This is a genomic window from Novosphingobium pentaromativorans US6-1 (genome assembly GCF_000767465.1).
Lineage (GTDB): Bacteria > Pseudomonadota > Alphaproteobacteria > Sphingomonadales > Sphingomonadaceae > Novosphingobium > Novosphingobium pentaromativorans.
The window spans coordinates 686008-711258 of sequence record NZ_CP009292.1; the positions used below are offsets into that span (position 1 = coordinate 686008).

General features: G+C 61.9%; 16 protein-coding genes. 12 read left to right on the forward strand and 4 right to left on the reverse strand.

What is annotated here, in order from left to right; genetic code table 11:
- Window positions 1–366 precede the first annotated feature (366 nt).
- The 5 genes from JI59_RS21705 to JI59_RS21725 all read left to right on the forward strand — a co-directional run bounded on the left by JI59_RS21705 (window position 367) and on the right by JI59_RS21725 (window position 8525).
- The gene (locus JI59_RS21705) at window positions 367–3462 is read left to right on the forward strand and encodes a response regulator (protein ID WP_007014206.1); all 3096 of its coding nucleotides are present in this window, start codon (window positions 367–369) and stop codon (window positions 3460–3462) included.
- A complete protein-coding gene (locus tag JI59_RS21710; protein ID WP_007014205.1) occupies window positions 3447–4319 on the forward strand; it encodes a CheR family methyltransferase in 873 nt (290 codons plus the stop codon). The genes JI59_RS21705 and JI59_RS21710 overlap by 16 nt, the downstream gene beginning before the upstream one ends.
- Window positions 4309–6126, forward strand: a complete 1818-nt coding sequence (locus JI59_RS21715; RefSeq protein ID WP_007014204.1) for a response regulator — start codon at window positions 4309–4311, stop codon at window positions 6124–6126. Before JI59_RS21710 ends, JI59_RS21715 begins: the two co-directional genes overlap by 11 nt.
- 231 nt (window positions 6127–6357) lie before the next feature.
- A complete protein-coding gene (locus JI59_RS21720) occupies window positions 6358–7011 on the forward strand; it encodes a murein L,D-transpeptidase catalytic domain family protein (RefSeq protein WP_007014203.1) in 654 nt (217 codons plus the stop codon).
- 83 nt (window positions 7012–7094) lie between these two features.
- Window positions 7095–8525, forward strand: coding sequence for a L,D-transpeptidase family protein (locus JI59_RS21725; RefSeq protein WP_007014202.1), 1431 nt, complete (start codon window positions 7095–7097; stop codon window positions 8523–8525).
- A 24-nt stretch (window positions 8526–8549) separates the two neighbouring features.
- Here the strand turns inward: JI59_RS21725 and JI59_RS21730 are convergent, their stop codons facing one another.
- Window positions 8550–9320, reverse strand: coding sequence for a YadA-like family protein (locus JI59_RS21730; protein ID WP_239000619.1), 771 nt, complete (start codon window positions 9318–9320; stop codon window positions 8550–8552).
- 349 nt (window positions 9321–9669) lie between these two features.
- Between JI59_RS21730 and JI59_RS21735 the strand changes: the two genes are divergently transcribed.
- From JI59_RS21735 to JI59_RS21755, 5 genes are all read left to right on the forward strand, one after another.
- Entirely contained in the window at window positions 9670–10728 is a 1059-nt protein-coding gene (locus tag JI59_RS21735) for a zinc ribbon domain-containing protein (protein ID WP_007014199.1), read from the forward strand.
- A 176-nt stretch (window positions 10729–10904) separates the two neighbouring features.
- Entirely contained in the window at window positions 10905–11681 is a 777-nt protein-coding gene (locus JI59_RS21740) for a fumarylacetoacetate hydrolase family protein (protein WP_007014198.1), read from the forward strand.
- A gap of 385 nt (window positions 11682–12066) precedes the next feature.
- Window positions 12067–13038, forward strand: a complete 972-nt coding sequence (locus JI59_RS21745) for a 5'/3'-nucleotidase SurE (protein WP_138921453.1) — start codon at window positions 12067–12069, stop codon at window positions 13036–13038.
- Between the two features lie 292 nt (window positions 13039–13330).
- Entirely contained in the window at window positions 13331–15757 is a 2427-nt protein-coding gene (locus JI59_RS21750) for a TonB-dependent receptor (RefSeq protein WP_238532583.1), read from the forward strand.
- A 205-nt stretch (window positions 15758–15962) separates the two neighbouring features.
- Entirely contained in the window at window positions 15963–16946 is a 984-nt protein-coding gene (locus tag JI59_RS21755; protein WP_138921452.1) for a MucR family transcriptional regulator, read from the forward strand.
- A gap of 158 nt (window positions 16947–17104) precedes the next feature.
- Here JI59_RS21755 and JI59_RS21760 read toward each other — a convergent pair whose 3' ends face one another.
- The 3 genes from JI59_RS21760 to JI59_RS21770 all read right to left on the reverse strand — a co-directional run bounded on the left by JI59_RS21760 (window position 17105) and on the right by JI59_RS21770 (window position 23598).
- The gene (locus JI59_RS21760; protein WP_007014193.1) at window positions 17105–18430 is read right to left on the reverse strand and encodes an amidohydrolase; all 1326 of its coding nucleotides are present in this window, start codon (window positions 18428–18430) and stop codon (window positions 17105–17107) included.
- A gap of 14 nt (window positions 18431–18444) precedes the next feature.
- Complete coding sequence (locus JI59_RS27175) at window positions 18445–20736, reverse strand: TonB-dependent receptor (RefSeq protein ID WP_007014192.1); 2292 nt, start codon at window positions 20734–20736, stop codon at window positions 18445–18447.
- 345 nt (window positions 20737–21081) lie between these two features.
- Window positions 21082–23598 (reverse strand): TonB-dependent receptor, encoded by a 2517-nt coding sequence (locus tag JI59_RS21770; protein ID WP_007014191.1) that lies wholly within the window; start codon window positions 23596–23598, stop codon window positions 21082–21084.
- A gap of 113 nt (window positions 23599–23711) precedes the next feature.
- On the opposite strand from JI59_RS21770, the gene JI59_RS21775 reads away from it, so the two are divergent.
- Both JI59_RS21775 and JI59_RS21780 read left to right on the forward strand, forming a co-directional pair.
- Window positions 23712–24212 (forward strand): RNA polymerase sigma factor, encoded by a 501-nt coding sequence (locus tag JI59_RS21775; RefSeq protein ID WP_007014190.1) that lies wholly within the window; start codon window positions 23712–23714, stop codon window positions 24210–24212.
- Window positions 24205–25200: a FecR family protein gene (locus tag JI59_RS21780; protein WP_007014189.1), complete on the forward strand. Its 996-nt coding sequence runs from the start codon at window positions 24205–24207 to the stop codon at window positions 25198–25200. The genes JI59_RS21775 and JI59_RS21780 overlap by 8 nt, the downstream gene beginning before the upstream one ends.
- Window positions 25201–25251 lie beyond the last annotated feature (51 nt).

Sequence of the window (25251 nt, forward strand, 5' to 3'; positions counted from 1 at the left end):
AAGGCCCGTTCCTTTTGTGCGTCGCAGCATTATTGTGCAAGTGCGAAAAGCACCATAGTGGTTGCATTTCCTGCAACTGCTCGAGATTTCTCAGCCAGCGACTTCCGCAAAAAACTCGCGAGGGCGGATCGTCCCAGGCCCGTCGCTGCCAGGCTCTGAGGGTAGATTGGCAGTCTCCTACAAGAAACTCATGCCAGAAATCAGCCATTGCCCGTCGGTTTTGCGGGAACCTGGGCCGGACTGACGCGTTAGCGCGCAGTCGACACAGGGGATTCTTCGCATGCAATCGTCAGGTACCGGCAGCCTGCGCAAGCCGCGCGCAGCAGTCGGAAGTACTTCTCACTCGCTAATCGTGTGGTTTGAGGGATGAAGGACAAGATCAAGTCCGGGCACCCTTCCCTGATCTATTTCGGCCTCGCCGTCTCCCTTCTCCTGCCCTTCCTTGCCGACCTGACCTTCCCCCTCGGCACGGCCGTCTGGGTGGTCTACCTCTTGCCTGTGGTTCTGGCCTACGTCGCGCCATCACCGCTGGTGCCGCCCGTCATCGCCGCGGTAGCAACCTTGCTGGCCGTACTCGGCTTCCTGTTCGCTCCCGCCGGCATCGACCCGACGCTTGCCATCACCAATCGCAGCGTCGGCACCGCGGTGACCTGGCTGCTTGCGGGGGTGGGCTATCTTTTCGTGCGCAACCGGCTGACGGTCCTGCATGAACGCTGGCTGCAGGTCGGCCAGGTCGGGCTAGCGCGCGAGATCAGCGGCGAGAAGAAACTGGATGAACTGGGCGATGCCGCCCTGCGATATCTGGCCGGCTATCTCGGCGCCCGCGCCGGAGCGATCTACATTCGCAACGGCCAGGGATATCGCCGCCGGGCCACCTATGGCGTTCCCGCCGAAGCCCCGATCCCCTCCAGTTTCGATATCGGCGACGGACTTCTCGGACAGGCGGTCAGAGAGCGGCGCGCCTTCGTGCTGGATCAAGTCCCCGACGGTTATCTCTACTTTGGTTCGGGCCTTGGACAGGCAAAACCGGCGACCTTGCTGATTGCCAATACCTATGCCGACGGCGTGGTCAACGCGGTGATCGAGCTGGGCCTTCCGGCAGGCCGGATCGACCATGCGCGGGAATTTCTGGAACGGATCGAAGGTCAACTGGGCGTCGCCATCCGCTCCGGCAAGTACAGGGAAAGGCTGCAGGAATTGCTCGCCGAAACCCAGCAACAGGCCGAAGAACTTCAGGCCCAGAGCGAGGAACTGCGCGCCAGCAACGAAGAACTGGAAACGCAGAGCCGCCAGCTTCAGGATTCCGCCAAGGAACTGGAAGCCCAGCAAAGCGAGCTTGAGCAGACCAACGCCCAGCTCGAGGAACAGGCGCGCCAGCTCGAGGTTCAGCGCGACGATCTGACGCGGGCGCAGAAGTCGCTCAAGGCACAGGCTGGAGACCTGGAACAGGCCAGCCGCTACAAGTCCGAATTTCTCGCCAACATGAGCCACGAACTGCGCACGCCGCTCAATTCCCTGCTGATCATGGCGCGGCTTTTGGCGGAAAACCGCTCCGGCAACCTGACCGAGGAACAGGTCAAGCACGCGCAGACTATCGAGACTTCGGGCAACGACCTCCTCATTCTGATCAACGACGTTCTCGACATCTCGAAGATCGAGGCAGGCAAGGTCGAGCTCGACCCCCATGTCACCGGCGTCTCGGGCATCGCCGAGAAGCTGCGGCGCCTGTTCGAACCGGCCGCGACGAACAAGGGCCTCGACTTCGCCATCGAGATAGAAGAACCGGACCTCGCACTCGAAACCGATCCGCAGCGGGTCGAGCAGGTACTCAAGAACTTCCTTTCCAACGCGATCAAGTTCACCGATCGCGGCCGGATTACCCTCTCCGTTGCCCGCCAGGACGATGACAGGATCGCCTTCACGGTGCATGACACCGGCGTCGGCATTCCAGCCGACCAACAAGGCGCGATCTTCGAGGCCTTCCGCCAGGCCGACGGGTCGGTCAGCCGCAAATACGGCGGGACCGGCCTTGGCCTGTCGATCTCGCGCGAACTGGCGCACCTGCTGGGCGGCGAAGTCTCTGTCGAAAGTGAGCCGGGCGAAGGAAGCGCCTTCTCGCTTGTCCTGCCCGCCAAGTTTTCGTCTCCGACGGGGGAGGTTGCGCAGCGTCCCGCTCCCAAGCCTTCCGCCCCGAGAAACAAACCCGCTCCGGCGGCTTGCCCGCCTGCCCGCTCTTCCCATGCGCCCGAAGACGATCGCGAGCGCCTTGCCGCGGACGACCGGGTGATCCTCATCGTCGAGGACGATCCCGTCTTTGCCCGGATCCTGCGCGATCTCGTGCGCGAACAGGGCTTTTCCACCCTGATCGCCGACACCGCCGACGAAGGCGCCCTGCTCGCCCGCCAATACATTCCCAGCGCCGTCATCCTCGACATGAACCTGCCCGATCACACCGGGCTTTCCGTGCTCGACCGCATCAAGCGCGATGTGCGCACCCGCCACATCCCGGTGCACGTCGTATCGGTCGACGACGAGAGCCAGACCGCACTAGCCAGCGGCGCAATGGGCTATCTGTTCAAGCCGGTGCAGCGCGAACAGCTCGTGCAGATGCTCGAAAGCCTTGAGCAGCGCATGGTGCAGCGCATGCGCCGCGTGCTCGTTGTCGAGGACGATGCCAAGCAGGCCGAAAGCGTCAGTCTCCTGCTGGGTTCGCGCGATGTCGAGACGGTCGAGGCCTTCTCTGCGGCACAGTGTTTCGAGATGCTCGAGCGCGAGAGCTTCGACTGCATGGTCCTCGACCTCAACCTGCCCGACGCGTCTGGAATGGAACTGCTCGAACGCCTGAGTGCGGACGAGAGCATGCCCTTCCCGCCGGTGATCGTCTATACCGGCCGCGACCTGTCCGCCGCGGAAGAGCTCAAGCTCCGCCGTTATTCCAAGTCGATCATCGTCAAGGGCGCCAAGTCCCCCGAGCGCCTGCTTGATGAAGTCACCCTGTTCCTGCACAAGGTCGTCTCCGACCTCCCCGAGCCGCAGCAGCAGTTGATCGTCAGGTCGCTGAATCGCGACGAGGCGCTGCAGGGGCGCAACGTGCTTGTCGTCGAGGACGACATTCGCAACATCTACGCCCTGTCGAGCGTGCTGGAACCGCACGGCGTCAATGTCCGCATCGCGCGCAACGGGATCGAGGCGCTCAATTCACTGGACGAGGCGATGACCGGCAATACGCCCGTCGAGCTGGTTCTCATGGACGTGATGATGCCGGAGATGGACGGCCTTACCGCCACCCGCAAGATCCGCGAGCGCGAGTGGGGACGCTCCCTGCCGATCATCGCCCTGACCGCCAAGGCGATGGAGCGCGATCAACAGGAATGCATCGAGGCTGGCGCCAGCGATTATCTTTCCAAACCTCTCGACGTCGACAAACTCCTGAGCCTGGTGCGGGTATGGATGCCGCGTTGATCGAAACCTTCGAACCGCACGAGGAGATCGAGCTGGATCTCCTGCTCGAGGCGATATGGCGCCATTACCATTACGATTTCCGCGGCTATTCGCGCGGTTCGTTGCACCGGCGCCTGGTGCGGGCGATGCAGAGGTTCGGCTGCGCCAGCCTTTCCGAGCTGCAGCACCGGATCCTGCGCGAGCCTGCGGCTTTCGCAGAGCTGATGGGATTCCTGACCATCCAGGTGAGCGAGATGTTTCGCGACCCTGGCTACTTCCGCGTCCTGCGGGAAAACGTCATCCCGCATCTCAAGACCTTTCCCTCGATCAAGATCTGGATTGCGGGATGCGCCAACGGCGAGGAATTCTACTCGCTCGCCATTCTCCTGCGCGAGGAAGGGCTGGAGGATCGAGCGATCTACTATTGCACCGACATCAGCCCGGCCGCCCTCAAGCGCGCGCAGGCCGGCGTCTACGACCTCGACCGGGTGGCGCAGTTCACCGAAAACCACCAGCAGTCCGGCGCGCGTACATCGCTGTCGGAATATTACACCGCGGCTTATGGTAGCGCGGTGTTCGACAAGTCCTTGCGCCGGCGCGCCGTTTTTGCCGAACACAATCTGGCCAGTGACGAGGTCTTTTCCGAAGTGCACCTCGTTTCCAGCCGCAACGTGCTCATCTACTTCGACCGGCCGCTACAGGACAGGGCACTCGGCCTGTTCGCGGACTCACTCGTTCGCGGCGGATTTTTGGGGCTCGGGACCAAGGAGACCCTGCGCCTGTCACGCTATTCCCCGGCCTTCGGCGATTTCGACGATCACATGAAGATCTACCGTCGCAACACCCTGCCGCTGCGAGAAATTACCCATGCACCCTGACCCCATTCGTATCCTCGCCGTTGACGACATCGCCGAGAATCTCGTCGCCCTCGATGCCCTTCTCGCGGATGGAGAGGTCGAGATCCTGCAGGCCCGATCGGGCGAGGAAGCTCTGGAACTCCTGCTCTGCCACGATGTCGCACTGGCACTGCTCGATGTACAGATGCCAGGCATGGATGGCTTCGAACTGGCCGAATTGATGCGGGGGCTCGAACGGACGCGTTCGATCCCGATCCTCTTCCTCACCGCAGTCGCCACCGATGAACGCCGCCGCTTTCGCGGCTATGAAGCAGGCGCGGTCGATTACCTCCTCAAGCCGGTCGACACCCATATCCTGCGCAGCAAGGTCAATGTCTTCACCGAGCTTTACGCCCAGCGGCGCGAACTGGCCCGCCAGCGCGACGATCTGGCCACTGCACTGGCCCGGCTCACCGCGCACAGCGACAACTCCCCGCTCGCAATCGTCGAACTCGACAGTGCCCAGCAAGTGATTGCCTGGTCGAACGGTGCCGAGCGCCTGTTCGGCTGGCGCGCGGCGGAAGTGAAAGGATACGATGCAAGCCGGATCGACTGGCTAAGCGCCGAGGACGCGGAGACCTTCAGCACGCTGGTCGACAAGATGATTAGCGGCAAGGCGACGCGTGAAACGCATACGCTGCGCTTTCTCACCACCACCGGCCAGACGCTGACATGCGAATGCTACTGTTCGGCAATCTACGACGCAGCCGGCCACCTGATCTCGGTCAATCTGCAGATCCTAGATATTACCGACCGGGTCCGTGCCGAGGAAGCGCAGCGCCTGCTCAATGGCGAACTCAATCACCGGGTGAAGAACACGCTTGCGACGGTACAGGCCATTTCGCGCCAGACCCTGCGTTTCTCCTCAGGTCCGGACGACTTCTCCACCACCTTCCTGGGCCGGATCGACGCACTGGCAAAGGCGCATTCGCTGCTCAGCAATGCGACCTGGCAAGGTGCCGACCTTCGCCAGTTGATTGCCGGGCAAGTCGCGATCGGCACCTTTGACCCGGCGCGCGTCAGCGTCGAGGGTCCGGATGTCGACCTGGGCTCGGAACCGGCCCTGCATCTGGCACTGGTCCTGCATGAACTCGTTACCAATGCCCATAAGTACGGCGCCTTGTCCGGGACGCACGGCATGGTCTCGCTGACCTGGCGGATCCTCGACGATAAGCTGAAGCTGGACTGGATCGAAAGAGGCGGGCCACCGGTCCAGCTTCCGGCACGAACGGGCTTCGGCACGACAATGATCGAGCGCAGCCTTGCCGCCGACGGTGGCAGCGCAGCAATGCATGCCGACCCCGCTGGCATGAAATGGGAACTGGTCCTGCCCTGCCCGGCCTCGGCCAAAGCCGCACGCAAACAGCCCGGCACGCATGCGGAAACCATGCAAGCGCCCGAAGTCGCAGCGCCAGCAAACACCCTCGCGAATACGCGGTTGTTCATCATCGAGGACGAACCGCTGGTTGCGATGGAACTCATGACCATCATCGAGGATGCTGGCGGCGAAGTAGCAGGATCCGCTTCGAGTGTTGCAGCCGCGCTCGACCTCATAGAACACAAACAGGCTGACGGCGCCGTGCTGGACGGCAATCTTCGGGGGCAATCGGTGGAGGCCGTTGCCGCGCAGCTTCGTGCGCGCCGCATACCCTTTGCATTTGTCAGCGGATATGGGCGCGAGAACCTGCCATCGGGCTACGATGAAGCGCCCCTCCTTTCGAAGCCGTTCCGGCCGGACCTGATCGTCTCCACGATCAGTGCCTTCGCATCTCTTGAAAACCACGAGTAAGCATGAAGCAAGCCTCGCATGGTGCAAAGACAAGCCCGGGCGAATACGCGAATCGCACCCTGCGCATGGAACGCCAAAATTCGTTTCACGACTGAACACAAGGCGCTGGAGTGTTCACTTCTGCATCAAAATTCCTGCGATTCTGGCCCAAATCGGGTCTTAAATCACAGGAACAAAAGCCCCATAATGGGGTGCATGGTTAAATGGTCGTCCGGATACAACAGACGCAGCATGCTATTCGCAGGGGCAACACTGGCCACCGGTGCATTGATGAAACGCTCGTCGCTGTCTCCGGTTCCCACGATCCCCGTCGCCTCGGCGCGGCCCGCGAAAGTGCCTGCGCTCGCCAGGAAACCGGTGAAGGAATCGCGCTTCGACGTGAACCCACACCTGCTGGAGAAGGCGATGGCCGCGCTCGATGCCCATTCCGCGCGCATCGAGGATAACAGCCGGATCGCGCTGGTCGACTTCTCGGTCTCATCCTCCAGGCGAAGAATGTATTTCCTCGACATCGAAGGCGGGAAGGCTTCGCTGATCCTGGTCGCCCACGGCTCTGGTTCGGATCCGGACCATACCGGCTTCGTCGAGCGGTTTTCAAACGCCGTCGGGTCCAACGCCTCAAGCGAGGGCACGTTCCTGACCGATGATTACTACGTCGGCAAGCACGGCCGATCACAGCGTCTGATCGGCCTCGATCCGACCAACGACAACGCCCTCGACCGGGCCATCGTGCTGCATAGCGCGTGGTACGCGAATGAAGACATGATCGATACGCACGGCATGCTCGGACGCAGCCAGGGATGCTTTGCGGTTGGCGAAAAGCACCTTGACGATCTTTTCTCGTTCCTGGGCAAGGGCCGGATGATCTACGCGGGCCGTGCCTGAACGCATTGGCGGCGGATATCGCGCCAGCGTGCAACATCGGCGCTCCACAATCGTTAACATACAGGTCTTTCAAGGAGATCTGTGTGCGAACCAATGCCATTGCCGCCTCGATCATGGCCCTGGCCGTGACGCTTGCCGGGTGCGAGCAGACATCTGCGGATGCCAATGGCCAGACCGTTGGCGCGAGCCAGTTGCGCTGGAGTTCGTCAAGCGCGCGGCAACTTCGCAATGCGCTGGACCAACGCGCGATGCACGGTCTCGACCATCTCACTTTCGCCGCGGATGGTGCGTCGCAGGCGGACGAGGCGCTTACCCAGGAAGCGCTGCGATACGCGCGCGCACTTGCCCAGGGCGCTGCCTCGCCGGAAGAACTCTTCGAGATCTACACCATCAGGCGCCCTCACCCCGATCTTCTGCAAGGGCTGCGCCAGGCCCTTGCCGAGGACAAGCTCGATAACTGGCTGAATAGCCTTGCCCCGCAAAGCGACGCTTATCGCCGCCTGTCACAAGCCTATAAGGATCTGAAAGCAAAGAAGGCTGCTCCTGCCCCGCAAATTCCACTCAAGGACGATCCTGTTGAGCCCGGCGACAGCGATCCGCGCGTCCCGGCCATTGCCCGCCAGCTTGCCGCGTCTGACTACCTGTCGAACACGCCAGGCTCAGTCGATCGCTACACGCCGGACATGGTGCGCGCCGTCAAGCGGATGCAGGCGGACTATGGCATCAGGCCCGACGGTATCATCGGCAAGGACGCGCTGGAGATCCTCAACCTCTCGGATGCAGACAGGGCCCGCGCACTTGCCGTCGCCATGGAGCGTCTGCGCTGGCTGGATCGCAATCCGCCAGCCACACGCATCGACGTCAATACCGCCGCAGGCCAGCTGACGTACTGGCGGAATGGCAAGGCGGTCGACACCCGCAAGGCCATCGTCGGCGAACCGGGCAAGGAGACGCCTCAACTGGGATCTCCCATTTACCGCCTTGTGGCGAACCCTACATGGACCATCCCGCGCTCGATCCAGGAAAAGGAATTCGCCGGCAAGGACCGGGCCTATCTGCACAGTCACAACATGGCCTGGCAGGATGGCTGGATCGTCCAGCAATCCGGCCCGGATAACGCCTTGGGTCTGGTCAAGTTCGACATGAAGAACGACCATGCGATCTATCTGCATGATACCCCCGCCAAATCGCTGTTCGATCAGGTACAGCGGCAACGAAGTCACGGCTGCGTCCGGGTAGAAGATGCACCGGGCTTTGCCGAGATGCTGGCGCGCGATGAAGGCGTTCTCGACCAGTGGCGTAAGGCGCGGGAAAAGGGGGAGGAAACCTTCGTGTCGCTGCCCCGCGAAATTCCCGTCAGGCTGCTCTACCAGACAGTCCTGTTTGACGCGGGAGGCGAACCGGTGGTCCGCGCCGATCCTTATGGCTGGAACGATCGCGTAGCCGCGGCCCTGGGCTTCGCCCCGGGCAATAGCCATCTGCTGCGCACCTCGAACAGCGACGTCGGTCCCTGACAGCGTTCCGGCGCGTCCCACCCGTCATCGGAAACCGAAACCGATGCGCGCCGCGACACTGGCAGCAGGCGCGCCCTCGCTGAGACCGGCGGCGCCTTCGACGCTCAGCCGAATGTTGTCATTGAAGCCGGTGCCGACGCCAAGGCCAACCGCCTGCCTGTCGGGAAGCGTGCCAGTTGCCGCCTGCTCATAGGAATAGGACAATGCCGCAAAGGAGCGATCGCCAAGGTTCAAGCGCGCGCCGGCCGCGCCGCCAAGCGTATTGCGCACGTCGAACCCGTCCGGCTCGCCAAGCACCGTATAACTGAGCGATGCGAAGGGAACGATCGCGCCCATGGGGCGGGCGACCTGCCCGCTTACCGCGTAGTCCACCTTGCCCGTGCCGAGCCCCTTGGCGCTCGATGCCGTCGGCACCTTGATGGAAGAAGCCAGCGACGTCGCAAAGCCGGCAACCGGCAGGTCCACGGCCGCCTGCAAGGTGAGATCGCCGATCCCCTCGCGCGCGGTCCGCTCGCGACTAACCGTGTCGGTACCAAGCAAGGGCGTGCCGAACAGGCCGCCCTGACTGACGATGACACCGATCGGCGCAGTCGTGCGCATATAGGGAAGCGAGGCAGCAAGGTGGAATCGCCCTTTCTTCACCGAGACGGAAAAAGGAATCGACAGCGTTTCGAATTTGTCCTCGGTTCCGAAGTCGCCTTGCTGATACGAAATGCCGGTGCTGGCTTCGCCGGACCATTGCGATGCAGAGCCAGGCGTTGTCTCTGCATCGCGTGCGTATGCGGGGGTTGTCATCAGCGGCAGCACAAAGGTTGCCGCGCAGGCATAAATCAAGCGCATAAGGAATCTCGTTCATTCGATTTCTGGAAGAGTCGAAAGGATGGTCGAAAGCCTACCCTGGCGGGACGCCGGTGGGCATCGCCGCCATCGTCGCAAAGGAATTCATGGGCTCGCCTCCTGCCGAATTGTAGTTCCGGCCCGTCACACGCGGTGTCGAGCCATCGATGCAGAAACGAATGCTCCGCCAGGTTTCATCCATGCGTCCGCAAATTTTGCCAAAAAACACCGGATGGTGCGAATGGCTTTACAGAAGCCATAGCCGTGTTAAGCCTCGCGATAACGACGGGGCGGGGGAGGCTTGAAGATGATCAAGGGGGCAAGGGTTCCCGAGCGGGCTTATCTGATCGTTCTCTGGGCGGTGTCGGTTATCTTCGCCGGGTTCATCGTCGGCTTCGGCAATCTCGTCATCGGTGACCTGCCGCAGGTGGAGACGAGCGTCTCGCCTGAACAGTTTGTCGACAAGACGCGGGACCGGAAGCTGCGGACGGAGCTGAAGCAGGCCGAGGATCGCACCGGCGCAATCGACGACAAGCTGCAGATCGCGCGGCTCCAGCTCGAACAGGCCCGCCGCGCCTCGCAGACCGCCACCGAGACGTTCCAGGCCTGGATCCAGACCCGCACGGCGACGACCGATCCACAGCAGGACCCCGAAGTCATCCAGCGCACCCGCCAGCTTGAACAGCTCAAGGGCAGTGAACGTGCGATCCAGGGCAGGATCAACACGCTGGAGAACGAGCGCCTGCCGCTCGAGCAGCGCGCCGAGGCCCTGCGTCAGGAGCAGAACGACCTGCAGGACGCCGCCTATCCGGCTTATGAAAAAGCGCTGTTCTGGCAGGAGCTGCGCATATTCCTGTTGCGCCTGGCACTCACCCTGCCGATGCTGCTGCTGGCGGCCTGGCTGGTCGCCAAGCGGCGCAAAGGCGCCTACTGGCCCCTGTCACGCGGCTTCGTGATCGCCGCTGTATTCGTGTTCTTCGTCGAACTCGTGCCCTACTTACCCAGTTACGGCGGCTATATCCGCTATGGCGTAGGCATCCTGCTGACCGTTGCGGCCGGGCACTTCCTCATCAAGAACATGCGCCACTATCTCGAAAAACGCCGGGAAGTGGAGGCGCAGGCCGAGGAAGAACGGCGCAAGCTCGTCTCGCATGACGAGGCTTTCAAGAAGATGTCCGCCAAGGTCTGCCCGGGCTGCGATCGGCCGATCGCAGCAATGGAAGGCAGCGAGACGAACTTCTGCGTCCATTGCGGAATGACGCTCTTCAACCACTGCAGCAAGTGCGACGCCCGCAAGATGGCCTTCTTCCGGTATTGCATGGCTTGCGGCACCCCGGCGCAGGACGCCGCGAAGGCAGGCGCCTGAGGGGCAAGTTCAATGCTCTCGCCCTGCTCTCATGGCGCCGCTGCGCGTCTGAATGCGAAGTTCTGGCCTTCCGGCAGATTCTCCCCCAAGATTATGCTCAAGTTCCAGAGCTCCTCTGACATCAATCGCCATCCAAACGAGGCTTACGGATGACTCTCGCACAAACATATGGAGGGATGCTCCATGCAGCTCTTCGCGCACGCAAGACGCTGCCGCCCCTGATCAACGCGAACCCCTCGCTCTCGGTGGATGATGCTTATGCGATCAGCCTCGACCTTCTGTCCCGCCGCCTGGCGGACGGGGAAAAACTGATCGGCAAGAAGATTGGCGCCACCAGCAAGGCAGTTCAGGACATGCTCGGCGTTGACCGGCCCGACTTCGGGTTCCTGACTGACTGGATGTGCGTCGAGGATCTGATCGACATCAACGACAAGGCCCTTATCGCCCCTCGGGCGGAAGCTGAAATCGCGTTTGTGCTGAAAGATGAGATCAAGGGTCCCGGCGTATCAGCCGCCGATGTCATGGCTGCGACGCGATGCATCATTCCGTGCTTCGAAATTGTCGACAGTCGCATTGCGGACTGGAACATCTCCATCGTCGATACTGTCGCCGACAATGCTTCGTGCGGCGTATTCGTGCTGGGAGCGGAGCGCCTCGATCCCGCCGGACTCGAGCTGCCGAACCTGCACGTCACAGTCACAAAGAACGGCGAGCCGCTCTCCGAAGGGTATGGCCACGCAGTACAAGGCGATCCGGCGCAGGCTGTCGCGTGGCTTGCCAACACGCTGAGCGAATACGGCGTCGCCCTGAATGCAGGCGATGTCATTCTCTCCGGTTCGATGGTCCCGCTTGCTCCAGCAGTGAAAGGCGACCGTTTCGAAATGACCCTGAGCGACTGCAACCCTGACGCTGGCGGCCGCAAGCTCGGCTCCTGCGCCGCCGAATTCGTCTGAAGGGTCGCGGCGGGCCGCCTGATCAGCCGTGTCGGGGTTCAGCCCCCACAGAGGGTACATGTCAGTGGCCTGCAATCTCGTCACAGACCTGGAAGCTCAGCCGGGCGGCTGTATGATTTGCTTCAACATGACGAAATGCACTGGCCTTCGAAATGACCAGCACGGCCTTCTTGTCGGGGCCGTCTCGCAGAAACGGGGAATGACTCTTTCAATTGCATTTCAATACGTGGTCAATCGCGCATTGAGCACCGAAGCTGCGACCAGTGCATTGAACAAGCTACTGACAGGTCGTCATAATCCTGAAAATCTCAACCCATATCGGCCAGGAGGACTGCCTTCGCACAACCGGCGGCGGCATTTGTAAAAACAGGAAAGGACGATCCCGATGCTGACGCGATTACTGCTTGCTAGCGCCCTTATGGCCACCCCTGCGCTCGCCCAGGCGCGCAATATCGTTATCGCGAACGACGATGGGCTCACGAGTAATGTCGTTGCTCTCTACAAGGCACTGAAGGCCGAAGGGCACGATGTCATCGTTTCCGTCCCCTGCAGTGGACAAAGCGGCATGGGCGGCGCGGTAAGATTCATGCGCCCGATCGGCCCTCTCGCGCAGGACTGCCACAATGCGGCGGCGAAAAAGGGCGATCCGGGTGTTGGGCCGATTTCACGCGAAGGCATTCCGGCCCGGGATTTCAATTATGTCGACGGCACACCGGTGATGGCACTCCTTTACGGTCTGGACATCGCGGCACAGAAGCGATGGGGCAAAGCCCCCGACCTGGTGCTGTCGGGCCCCAACGAAGGACAGAACCTAGGGCAAATCAGTGTCAGCTCGGGCACCGTCAACGTGGTGCAATACGCTTCCGCTCGCGGCATCCCGGCCGTAGCCTTGAGCGCCGGCGCGGACACCGCGGACGACGAAAACCTCGCCAACCCGAAATCCGCAAGAGTAGCCGCACTGACCGCCCAGCTCGTCGATGCACTCCAAGCCGGAGCTGACGACAAGCCGCTGCTTCCTGCACATGTCTCCCTCAACGTCAACTTCCCCGACGATCTTTCCAGGGACGCCTGGGCGCCGACTGAAGTCGGCACCTACAACGCCTACACGGTTCGTTTTGCCGAGGACATGAGCCAGTCTCCGCTAGCCCGCGCCACCGGTGCCGGCAACCAGGAACTGCCAGGCGTTGTCATCGACATGAACAACGCCGAGCCCGACTCCTCGCAGGAGGATGACGAAAGCGTGGTCGTACGCAATGCCATCACCATCTCGGTGATGCAGCCCGGCTTCGGCACCCATGACGGTCTAGGCGGCGGCATCCTCCATCAGCTTGCAGAGCGGCTTTCCTCCGGAAACTAGCGTTCCGGCTTCGCTTCGCGTCGCCCGATTACTCGCATTCAGGCGGCGCGATGCGAACTTATTCACCAGCGGCCCGGATCCCGGCTTTCCCGGTGAAGCATGGCGCAGACGAATACGTGGCGAAAGTGCAACGGCGCAGCAGAAATTTGCAGACGCCGTGCAGCTGCCGCGAGCCAAGACGCAAAGAACCGATTACATGTCTGCCCAGGAGGAAAGTGAAACCTGAGAACAAGACCTTCGTAGGATTAAATATATAATATTCAATCATTTCTCCATTAGGGAGGGGAACGAAATGAATACGAGACTTCAAAGCAAGGCCATGTTCATCGGCGGCGTCTGCTTCAGCATGATCGCCTTTTCCGCAGCAGCCGCGGCGCAGGACGAAGCCGGTCAGGGCGGCGGAGAAACCTACAACAACGAAATCATCGTCACCGCCACAAAGCGCAACGAGTCCATCCAGAACGTCCCGTTCTCGATCAATGCCCAGACGGCTGAAGCCATGCGGCGTTCAGGGGCCACCTCCATCGAGGACGTTTCCCGTTCCATTGCAGGCCTTACCGTCCAGAACCTCGGCCCTGGGCAGAGCCAGGTATCGATCCGCGGCGTTTCCGCCGGCCAGGTTGTGCGCGACCAGCCCGGCGTGAAGGAGCAGGTCGGCGTCTACATGGACGAGTCGGTCATCTCGCTGTCGCTCTTCACCCCCGATTTCGACCTGTTCGACCTTGATCGTATCGAGACTCTGCGCGGCCCGCAGGGAACCCTGTTCGGTTCAGGCTCCGAAGGCGGCACGGTGCGCTACATCACCAAGCAGCCCAAGCTCGGCATCGTCGAAGGCACCGTGGAAGCAGGCGCCAATGTCCTGAAGGGCGGCGATGTCGGATATGACGGCAAGGCGGCTGTAAACCTTCCGCTGGGCGAAACCGCGGCGCTCAGGGTCGTGGGCTATGCCGAACACTACGCCGGCTTCGTTGACGCGATCGGCCCGGCCGCGGGCAAGAACATCAACGACGGCAACCGCTACGGCGGTCGCGCCAGCCTCTTGTGGGAACCGAGCCCGGGCATCAAGGTCACCCCGCGCATCATCTACCAGGATATCAAGACCAACGGCTTCAACCGTGAGGATTCCTACCACCTCTATTACAATCCGCTGATCGATGCCGCGCAGATCCTTCCGAAGCGCACGCAGTACCTCAAGCTGCGCGAGGAATTCCGCGACAAGACCACTCTGGCGGACCTGACCGTAAATGCCGATGTCACCGACACGATCGCAGTGACCTCGGTCACCACCTATATCCATCGCAACATCCTGGTCGCCCGCGACGCATCGGCTCTCACCGGTTCGGTCTCGGTATCGCCCTTCGCCTTGGATCTGGGCGTAGACGGTTCGCTGGCGAACCTGCCTTCGGAACTTCGCGACAGGACGAAGCTCAAGCAATGGACCCAGGAATTGCGCCTGTCATCCACCGACAGCGGTCCGTTCCAGTGGGTCTTCGGCGGGTTCTACAGCCATGTCGACCGGACTTACGCGCAGCGCCTGCCCACCCCCGGATACGACGCGATCGTCGATGCCGGCCTCGGTGCAGGAACTTCCGCATCGGTCGCCAATGGCTTCCCGGCAAATTCTCCCTACAACGCAGATATTCCGTATATCATCAAGCAGGCGGCGGTCTTCGGTGAGGCGAGCTACAAGCTGGGCCAGTTCAAGCTCACCGCGGGCGGCCGCTATTACGACTTCAAGGAAAAGCGCGACTTCATATCGGGCGGCATCTTCGCCAACGGCGACACGAATATTGGCGACAAGACCAGTTCCACGGGCTTCTCGCCGCGCTTCATCGCCAGCTATGAAGCCAGCCCCGATGTCACGCTGAACCTGCAGGCGTCAAAGGGCTTCCGCCTGGGCGGCGTCAACGATCCGCTGAATATCCCGCTCTGCTCTGGCGGGGCGACCGGTCCTGACGCGGCGACGTACGGCAACCGTCCGACCTTCGACGACGAGACCTTGTGGAACTACGAAGGCGGCATCAAGGCGCATACCGGAGGGATCACCTTCAATGGCGCGGTGTTCCACAACGAGATCAAGAATCTCCAGGTCACCGCCGATGCCGGCAGTTGCTCCTCTCGCGTGCTGTTCAATGTGCCCAAGGCTCATACGACCGGTGTCGAGGCCGAACTCGCCGCCCGCCTCATGCCCGGGTTCGACGTGAGCGTGAACGGCAGCTACATCGACTCCAAGATCGACAGCACTGTCGTTGACGGCTCGGGCGCAGTCATTGCGGGTATCCGCAAGGGCAATCGTCTGCCCACCGTTCCGAAGTTCCAGATCTCGGCCTCGGCCACCTACGAAACCGAGATCAGCGACGGCATCGACTGGGCCTTCACGGCAAGCTACCAGCACGTCGGCAATCGCTTCACCCAGCTTGCGGACCAGGAGCCGGGCGCAGGATCGTTCACCAATTCGATCTTCTACGATCCGGCAACCGGCGCTTTCGGAACCGGGGCCTACGACTTCGGGTCCTATCGCCTTCCATCTTACGACCTCGTCAATCTCTCGACGAGTGTGAACTTCGACCACGGCTTGTCCGTGTCGGTCTATGTCAATAACCTGCTGGACAAGAACGCCCTGATGTCACTGGATCGCGAGCGCGGCGGCCGGGCACGGCTTGGATACAACATCGGAAGTCCGCGCAAGATCGGCATGACCGTGCGCAAGGAGTTCTGACGAAAATGCAATGAATCCAGCCCGGAGGCTTCAATGCAAGCCTCCGGGTATCCTGCGCCGATTATCGCGGGTATCCGGCTGCTCTGGAGAGCGCCATTTTAGGCCTTGGCAATCGAATATTTGACACTTTATATGTCAATAGTGTTTATGGCCGCGTTTTTGACACTCTCCTGCTCGCATTGAGCACTTTTCAAGTTGGATGGATATGGCAGATTTCGACGCACGTCGCGCTTCACTGGACCTTGTCACAGCCTTTGTGAACAACAACCAGCTCAACGCCTCTGAACTACCCTCGCTCCTCAGCGATGTATTCAAGGCTTTCCTGGAATTCGGCGAGGACGCGCCGATGCCTGCGCTTGCCAAGGCCGAGGCCAGGTCACAGGCCAATGCAGCAGAGGCAAAAGCCGCTGCAGCGCCGAAGCCTGAACAGCCGCCTGCCAAGGTCGCTGCCGAGCCGGCCAAGCAGGCCGCCGCGATCAAGCCCGCTGTTTCGGCCGAGGAATCGCACAGCGATCCGAACTTCGTCGTCTCTCTCATTACCGGTGAGAAGTTCAAGACGCTCAAGCGTCACTTGCGCAAGCACGGGCTAACGGAATCGCAATACAAGGCTCGCTACGATCTGCCGACCGACTATCCGATCGTCGCAAAAGCCTATTCGGACCTCCGCCGCAAGGTCGCCAAGAACATCGATCGCAGCGGTCAAGACACCGCATCGGCTGCTCCGGCGGCTGCGGCCAAGACCGAAGACGCTGCGCCCAAGGCAGCCGCAAAGGCCAAGCCTGCTGCTGCAAAGAAGAGCGCCGCCAAACCCAAGGCCGCAACGAGCAAGTCCGCCACCACCCCGAAGGCACCTGCCGCCAAGACTGCCAATACGACCGCCAAGCCGGCAGCTCCGGCGAGCGACGGCAGCAAGGACAAGGCAGCGCCCGCAGCGGCAAAGGCAGCTACGCCCGCCAAGAAGGCGAGCAAGGCTCCGGCCAAGAGCCGTGCCAAGAAGGCTCCGGCCGCCCGCAAGCCTGCTGCTGCCAAGACTGCTTCGGCTCCTGCTCCGAAGCAGGAGGCAGCCGCACCGGCAGCTAACCCCGCGACCGAAAGCAAGAGCGCTTCCGCTCCTTCGTCGGCTGACAGCTCGGCCAGCTCGAAACCGGCCCGCAAGGACCGCCCCAAGCTCTCGGCTGTATTCAAGTAATTGTGGGAGACGGTTACGGCGTTGAATGGCGCCGTAACCGCTACCACCAGAGCCAAAAAAGCCCCGGATGTCGCTGACTTGCGACATCCGGGGCTTTTTCATGCCAGGGGATCGGGGGGAGCCAAGCGCCGCTTGCCTCCCCCCGCTTGAGGACTTTCTTATTCGCTACCCGCGACGGAGAGCACGGCCAGGGCCAGCGTTTGCGTTCCCTTGCGGATCGATCCTTCCGGATCGGGCGCAAAGAAGGGAGAGTGGTTTACAGGCGGCCTTTCGCCGTTCTTCACGTAGCCCGCGAGGACCTCGGGCTTGACGCCGCCGACACCGATGAAGACGGACGGAACACCGGCAGCGATGAATTCCGAGAAGTCCTCACTGCCTGACCCCGCCGCCATCGATTCCGGCGCAACCGACACGTTGCCGCCCACGGCGTCCTTTACGACTGCTGCCACCTTGTCCGTCAGCTTGGGGTCGTTGTACACGGCCGCTGTCCCGTAAAGGTAGTCGATCGTCGGATCCGGGGCGCCTGCCATGGCGGAGACGGCCTCGGCCGTCTTCGTCACGCCAGCCATGAGTTGCTTGCGGATCTCGGGATCGTGCGAGCGCAAGGTAAGCTCAAGTACCGAGGAGTCTGGAATGATATTGGGTGCCGTGCCAGCGTGGAAGCTGCCCACGGTAATCACACCGAACTTGCTGGGATCGACTTCACGGCTGCGGATCGTCTGGACGTCGCTGACGAAGTGTCCGCCCATTACGATCGGATCGATGCTCGAGGCCGGCATGGAACCATGTGCGCCCTTGCCGTTGAACGTAATCCGCACCTGATCCGAGGCCGATGACGACATGCCCTCCTTGAAGTGCACGTTGCCAAGGGCATCGGGCGCAACATGCGCGGCAAAGCCATAGTCCGGCTTTGGAAAGCGCTTGAACAATTCGTCGTCGAGCATCGCCTTGGCCCCGCTCACGGTTTCCTCGGCGGGTTGCCCCACGAACATGAGGGTGCCGTGCCACCGGTCCTTCATCGCCAGCAATGCCTCGGCCGTGGCCACCCACCAGGTCATGTGGATGTCATGCCCGCAGGCATGCGCAGTCGGCACGACTTCGCCGTTCACTTTCTGGGTGTAGCGGCTCTGATAGGGCAGGCCGGTCTTCTCAAGCATGGGAAGACCGTCAAGCTCCGTGCGCACCAGAACGGTCGGCCCGTCACCGTTGCGATAAATCGCAACGATGCCGGTGCCGCCAACCTTCTCGGTCACTTCGAAGCCGAGCTTGCGCATCTTCGCCGCAAGCAAGGCTGCCGTGCGCGTTTCCTGAAAGGCAACTTCAGGATGCGCGTGGATGTCCTTGTAAAGCGCATCGAGCTGCGGGTAGTTCTTGTCGAGCACCGCATCGATACGCGCAAGGTCTGCCTTGTAGTCCGGTGATGCCGCAACCGCCGGAGAGGCAGCCAGCCCTGCCAAAAGCAGCAAGAATGGTGACTTCTTCATGGGTTGGAACTCCTTTACATTGCGAAGTGGAGATTCACGCCGAACGTGCGCGGCGGGATCGAGAAGGTGATATCGCTGTAACCGAAGCCACTGGACTGGCTCACATTGCCCACGGTGTCGGTGACGTTGTTGACGTATAGCGCCATGCCCCAGGTCTCGTTCTCGATACCCGCGCGCAGGTTGACGGTCGAATAGTTACCGTAATTGGTGAGGTAGGGATCCGTCGCGCTGATGCTCGACTTCATCTTCCCGGTATAGGCATAGTCTGCGCGCAGCATTGCGTCGAAGCGGTCGTTCAACGCCCACTTGTAAGAGGCCGAGGCCGCGCCGCTCCACTTCGGGCTGTTGGCCAGACGATCGCCTTTCCGCCCGGTGGATGCGCTGATGAGGATATCTTCGCTCGACTGATCCTCGGTCAGTTTGCCATCGGTGTAGCCACCCGAAACGGAAAGCGACAGGCCCGCCAGCGGACGCGCGGTCAGGTCGAATTCACCGCCGCGAATACGCGCAGCGCCGGCATTGGTAAGAAAGGCGTAGAGCCCGTCGGCAGTGCGCGCCATAACCTGCATGTTGCTCCAGTCGATCTGGAACATCGATGCATTGAACACGACCTTGCCGCCCAGCCAGCTTGTCTTGATGCCCGCTTCGTAGTTCCACAGGCTGTCGGAATCATAGGCGATCAGGTGCGCCGGCAGGATCGGGATGTTGTTTGCCCCGCCCGGACGGAAGCCCTTGCCCGCGCTGGCATAAGCCATGAAATCCGGCGTGAAGTTGTAACTGACGTTGAACTTCTGGATGAGGCCGTTCGCGCTGGCCTTGCGCTCCTCGTAATCGGCAAGGATGCTTCCCGTGAGCGGGCTGGCCAGGGTGGACTCGCCACTCACGGTCTTGGAGTAGTCGTAATAACGCAGGCCGCCGGTGAGGCTGAGCTTATCGGTGGGGTGCAGGGTAACTTCACCGAAGCCGGCGATCTGCTCTGTCCTGGTTTCGACATAGCGATAGCTCAGGTTCTGAAGCGGACTGGGTACCGACCCGTCGACCGGGCTCACGCTCGTCGTATTGCTGTCGATGTGGTCCTTGCGGTGCTCGTAGTAGCCGCCGATCGTCCAGTCGATCAGGTTGGTGCCGTTAGACGCCAGACGGACTTCGTAGTTCTGCGACTTGAGCCATGCAGGCTGATAGCCGATGACCGGCAGCACGGACTGCGCGTAATCGCTGAAGTCGGACTGCTGGTCGGGCGAGCAGGCACTGCTCTGGCCATAGTAGGCACTGCAGATCGAGGGAAGCGAACCCAGGACCTGTACAGTAGGCGTGAAATCGACCGTACGCACGATGTTGAACTTGTAGTAGGTACCGGTGGCCGTCAACGTGGCGAAGCCGAAGTCCTGGTCAGCCTTGAGGTTGTAAAGCTGCATTTCGCTGTTGAAGGGCAACTGCACCTTGGAGTCGGTCTTGTAGCGGCCGAGCTGCGGATACCAGCCCTGCTGATCATCGGCCGTCGTCTTTTCGTAGATGGCAGTGGCAAGGATCTTCGTATCCGGCCCCGGCTCATAGCCGATCAGGGCACGCACGCCGCGCGCCTCACTATCGTTGATGTTCTTTTCGCCGTAAAGGACATTGTCGATAAAGCCGGGCTTCTTCTGGTAGTATCCGACGACGCGGACCCCCAGCTTGTCCTCGACGATCGGGACGTTGACCATCGCCTTCACGCCGTAGCCTGTACCGCCGCCGTCGATTGCCGACGCATCGGCCTCGGCCGCCGCTTCGTAAGTAGAAGCGTCCGGCTTCTTGAAAATGACGCGCAGGGTGCCCGCCATAGAGCTGGCGCCATAGAGCGTACCTTGCGGACCGCGTAGGACCTCCACACGCTCAACATCGAAAAGGTTGAGATTGGCCGCGACTGCTCCGGGGTCCTGGTTCGTGCCGCTCGGACCGGTGACAGGCGTTTCGTCGTAGTACAGGCCAACGGTGGCTTCGCCAGCGGCGTTCACGCCGCGGATGCTGATGCGGCTGGACCCGATCTGACCTTGCGAAACATTGAGGTTCGGCACCTGGCGGAAATAGCCGGTAATCTCGCTCGACCCCATTTCCCGGAGCGTTTCACCACTCATCGCCGCGATGCTGATCGGCGTCTCCTGCAGGGTCGAATCGCGGCGCAGGGCAGTCACCACGATATCGCCCGAGGCCAGGATACCCCCGTTTGCGCTTTCGCTGGTGGCAGCAGCATTGCTGGTCTGCGCCATCGAAGTGAGCGGGAATGCGGATACAGCGGCCAGAAGCGTGGCCATGATGATCGAAGATTTCATGTGGAAAGATACCCCCCTTGATACAGGACGATTATGGTTGGCGATGCGCCAGCCTCCCGTGCAATCCTTCCCAGACGCCGATTATCTTTTTGATTGGGATGTTCTGGATGCGGCATGGCCCAGGTCCCGTCGAACTTTACGGCGGACAGGCGATGGCCGGACAAAAGCCCGATACTGCCGCCTGCATTGCCGTTCGCTCCGGTCACAAAGCCATGCCCCACCTTGCCCTCACGAGTGCGACCCGAAGGGTGTTCACAAGGGAAGACGCAGCGGCGAAACGAGTCCTCACCGAATTATGAAAGTTTTTTTGCAGTGCAGCAGACCGCGATGAGCCGCAGCCGAGTATCAGAAGATCGCGTTGAACCCGATCGACACAGTGCGGGGACGGACCCGGGTGATCGTTCGCGGCGCGAAGATGAAATCGGAAGCCTGGATACGGCCGTGGCTTCCCGTCAGATTGGTGACGCCAAGTATCACCGAATGAACCGATCCTTGCAGGCTTGCCCGCAGGTCGATCGATCCGGCGCTGCCGATACGCATGACACGCTCGTCAGTGCGGTTGGCCGTCGAATAATGGCGGCTGCTGAAATGGCCGGAGAGCGCCAGCTTGAACGCGAGGTCGCCGCCGAGGTCCCAGCGGCTTGTCAGGACGCTGCTCACGATGAACGGGGGAACGAAGGCAAGGCGATCGCCCGCGCGGCCGGACGTCTGCGCGATCTCGCTTACCTGATCGGAAGTCAGGCGGGGATCGAGGTAGGTCGCCTGCACGTTCGCCTCGAGGTGTTCGCCGACCCGGGCATCCAACCCCAGTTCGATCCCGTCGATACGCGCACTGCCAAGGTTACTGATGATGGCAAAGGCGCCGTTGTTGGTAATGGCCGAGACTTCCATGTCCGACCAGGTCTGACGGAACGCGGCGCCGCTAAGCTGGATCGCATCGCGCCCCAGCGAGACGCGCCACCCCAGTTCCCGGCTGACGAGGCGATCGCCGCGGTACACCGCAGCGTCTCTGGGCAGGCCCGGCACGATGTTGATGCCGCCCGGCCGAAAGCCCTGCGCCACCTCACCGTAGATCAGCCAATCGGGGGCAGGATGGAAATCGAAGCGCATCCGACCCGCGGTGCCCCGCACCGAGTATACGTAGGATTCAGATCCTTCACTGCCGTAGACCTCGGTCGCCGGATTGCGCAGAATGCTCTCTCCGCTTGCCGAGCGCCGATAGCGAAAGATGCGCCCCCCCGCCGTAACGTGGAGACGATCCGTTGCATTCCAGGTCACATCGCCGAATGCCGCCACCTGATTGAGGGACCCGGCAAAGCGCCGCAGGCTTAACAGCGGGGCGGCGGCATCGACCACTCCCTGCTCGTCCGCGCTGCGGGTCAGGCTTTCACCCCGGTCAGTCCGGCGATTGACGAAGAAACCGGCCGTCCAGTTCAGCGCGCCCCTTCCGGAAAGGCGCAATTCGGCCGAGGTGCTGGTGACACGCAGCGGCTGATCGAGCACGGCCGGCGTCGCGGTATCCAGATAGCTGCCGAATTGCGTGAGTTCGGCCGCGGAACATCCCGATGCAGCAGGCCTGTCGAAATAGCCGGCGCAGGCCTGCGCGTCACCGCGCAGATCTTCCAGGACGGCGGTGAAATCGAAACTTCGACGAGGCAGCCACCGGTAGCGCGAAGCCGAAAGTTCGACATCGGTGGTGCCCAGGGCGCCACGAACGACGGCAGAAGCCATCCAGAATCGGCTTGAAAAAGGCAGGCGAACGGTCCGGTTGGTCCGGTTCGTGCCGACGTCTCCGCTGCCGCTTCCGAAATCGTCATAGTCGGTCTTCTGATAGGCGCCTTCGAGCGAGAGCGACCAGTCCGGGTCGGGTTCCCACTTCACGGCCAGACGTGCACCGGCGTCGTCCCTGTTGCCGATATTGGCCAGACCGAGCGCCACGTTGTCGACAAAGCCCGCCTCGCGCCTGCGGTAGGCGACCGCGCGCAGCGCAGCGCGCCCGGGGAGAAGTGCGAGATTGATCACGGACGAGGCATCGAAACCGTTGCCTCCGCCCCTCGTGGAGGACACCGATCCGTCGAGATTGGCGGAATACCTGTCGAGTTCGGGCTGGCGAAAGAGCACGCGCATGGTGCCGGCCAGCGATCCGGCGCCGTAGAGAGTCCCCTGCGGCCCGCGCAGCACCTCGATCCGATCGACATCGATCAACAGCAGGTTGGGCGTCATCAGGCCGGGATCCGAAGTGGAGCCCGAAGGCCCCAGAACCGGAGCATTGCCGTAGTAGAGGCCGACGCTCGGCTCGCCTGCACTGATCACGCCGCGCAGCGACAACCGATCCAACCCCGCGCCTTGAGAGGTGATCGCCAGACTGGGCGCCAACCTTGCAACGTCCGCATTGGTCCTGCCCGCCAGTTCGCTCCACTGCTGCCCCTCAATCGCAATCATGCTGACCGGGGTGTCCAGCAGGAGCGTGGGCCTTCGCAGGGCGGTCACGATGATGGAAGACGGGGCGGCCGTCTGAACATGCCGCTCGGCAGGTGGAGCGGATGCGTCGGTGCCACCTTCGGATTTCGCGACTTCGATGCGCTCTATGACAAAGGTCCGAGGCGCGATGCGCCTGGCGCGCAGGCCCGTACCGCGCAGCATTTCATCGAGTGCGGCCTCCGGCTTCGACGGCTTGCCGGGCTTGCCCGCCCGAAGCCCGGACACCGTCTCGGGCCGGAAGAGAATCGACAGATGGCCGCGCCGGGCGAGGGCCTGCAGGGCCTCTGCCAGCGAAGCCTGCCCGGTCGCAGCAAACGCCGTCGGCACGGCGAAAGCGCAGCAGGACCACGCCAGGATAACAATCAGGGCCTGCCGTGCCATTACCAAGGGCGAAATCTCTTGCGTGTTTCCTGATAGGCGAAAGTTTGATTACTCTAGCTTGATTCGCCGACCGTGGTAGTCGGCCCACAACCTTTTTCACACCTGGGTCCCGGATGAGCGAGCCGAACAAACTGCACGACGCAATCTTTCCGCACCTGCCCGTCCTGCGACAATGGTTGCTGCGTCGCCTCGATCGCAAGGAAGACGTAGAAGACGTCGTACAGGACGTTTGGATGCGGCTTTGCCGGCTGCCGGATCAGGGCGTCATCGAAAATCCGCGCGCCTATCTGTTTCGCACCGCAGGGAGCGTCATGACCGACCGTTTCCGCCGCGGCGAAGTCCGGGCGGCCAAACGCCATGAGGAATTGACAGAAATTCGCCACCCCGTTGAGGAGATCACGCCCGAGCGCGTCTTGATGGGAAAGAATGAGATAGAAAGGGTCGTGGCACGCATCGGGATGTTGCCGGAGCGCACGCGCGATATCTTCGTGTTGAGCAGGTTTGAGAATCTAAATAACAAGCAGATCGCTGCCGCAATGGGCATTTCGGTAAGCGCAATCGAAAAGCATATGATGAAAGCAATGCGCGCATTGCTGGAGGAGAGCGATGACTGATCCGCATTCGAGGAGCGGCGGCATGAGCGACGAGGAACTGGCCGCCTTCCTGCGCAACCCTTCGGGCGAAGACCGGGCAATGACTGAAGAGTCGGCTTCGCTGCAGGAAGCCGAGAGCCTGTGGCGCTCACTCGATGCCGTGAAGGACGATCCGCGCATTATGGCCATGCGGTCGGCGGCGCGTGCGCGCCTCGCCGCCAACGACAGTGCCGACGAGGACGTCGAACAAGCAGACGATGACGCGAGCACGCAGAATGTCCCGCGCCGCGCTCTTGCGACCTGGTTCGCGATTGCCGCCTGCCTGCTCCTCGTTGTCGGCCTGGGAAGCTATATCTGGACGGACAGGCCCGGTGTAACCGCCTCGCAAGCCGCTCAGATGCTGGCGAACGGGCGCGCGGCGCCGCGCGCCTTCCGGCTTGCCGACGGCTCGACCGTCACACTGGATGCAAATTCGCGTGTCGAAGTCGCCCTGTCAGCCGATGAGCGGCAGTTGACACTGCAACAGGGCCGCGCCTTCTTCGATGTCTCGCATGATGCGAACCGCCCTTTCGTCGTTACTTCGGGCATGAACAGCGTTACTGCGCTGGGCACGCGTTTCACGGTCTCGCAGCGCAATGGCGATCCGCTGGTGATGCTGGCTCAGGGCAGAGTGCGCGTAAGCGACAAGATCCACGAAACCGAACTTGAACCGGGCGAGCAACTCTCGCTCGACAGCTCGCGCGGCTTTGCCGTCTCGAAGACCGACACCGCCAGCGCCAGCCAGTGGATTACGGGATCGATCAGCTTCGATGCGCAGCCGGTCTCGCAAGTGCTGGCCAGGCTCAATCCCTATCTCCCGCAGCCTCTCGTCCTCGAAAATACCGCGGACGCGCAGGTAAAGGTCAGCGGTACGTTCCAGCTGGGCAATATCAAGGATGTCAGCGTTGGCCTTGAAGCAATGGGAATTGCCGTTTCGCAAGGACAGGCTCCATTAGCCGATCAGCAATAGACGATTTCCGACAATAAATCGGCGCCTTTGCGGCACCGATGCACAAGGCGG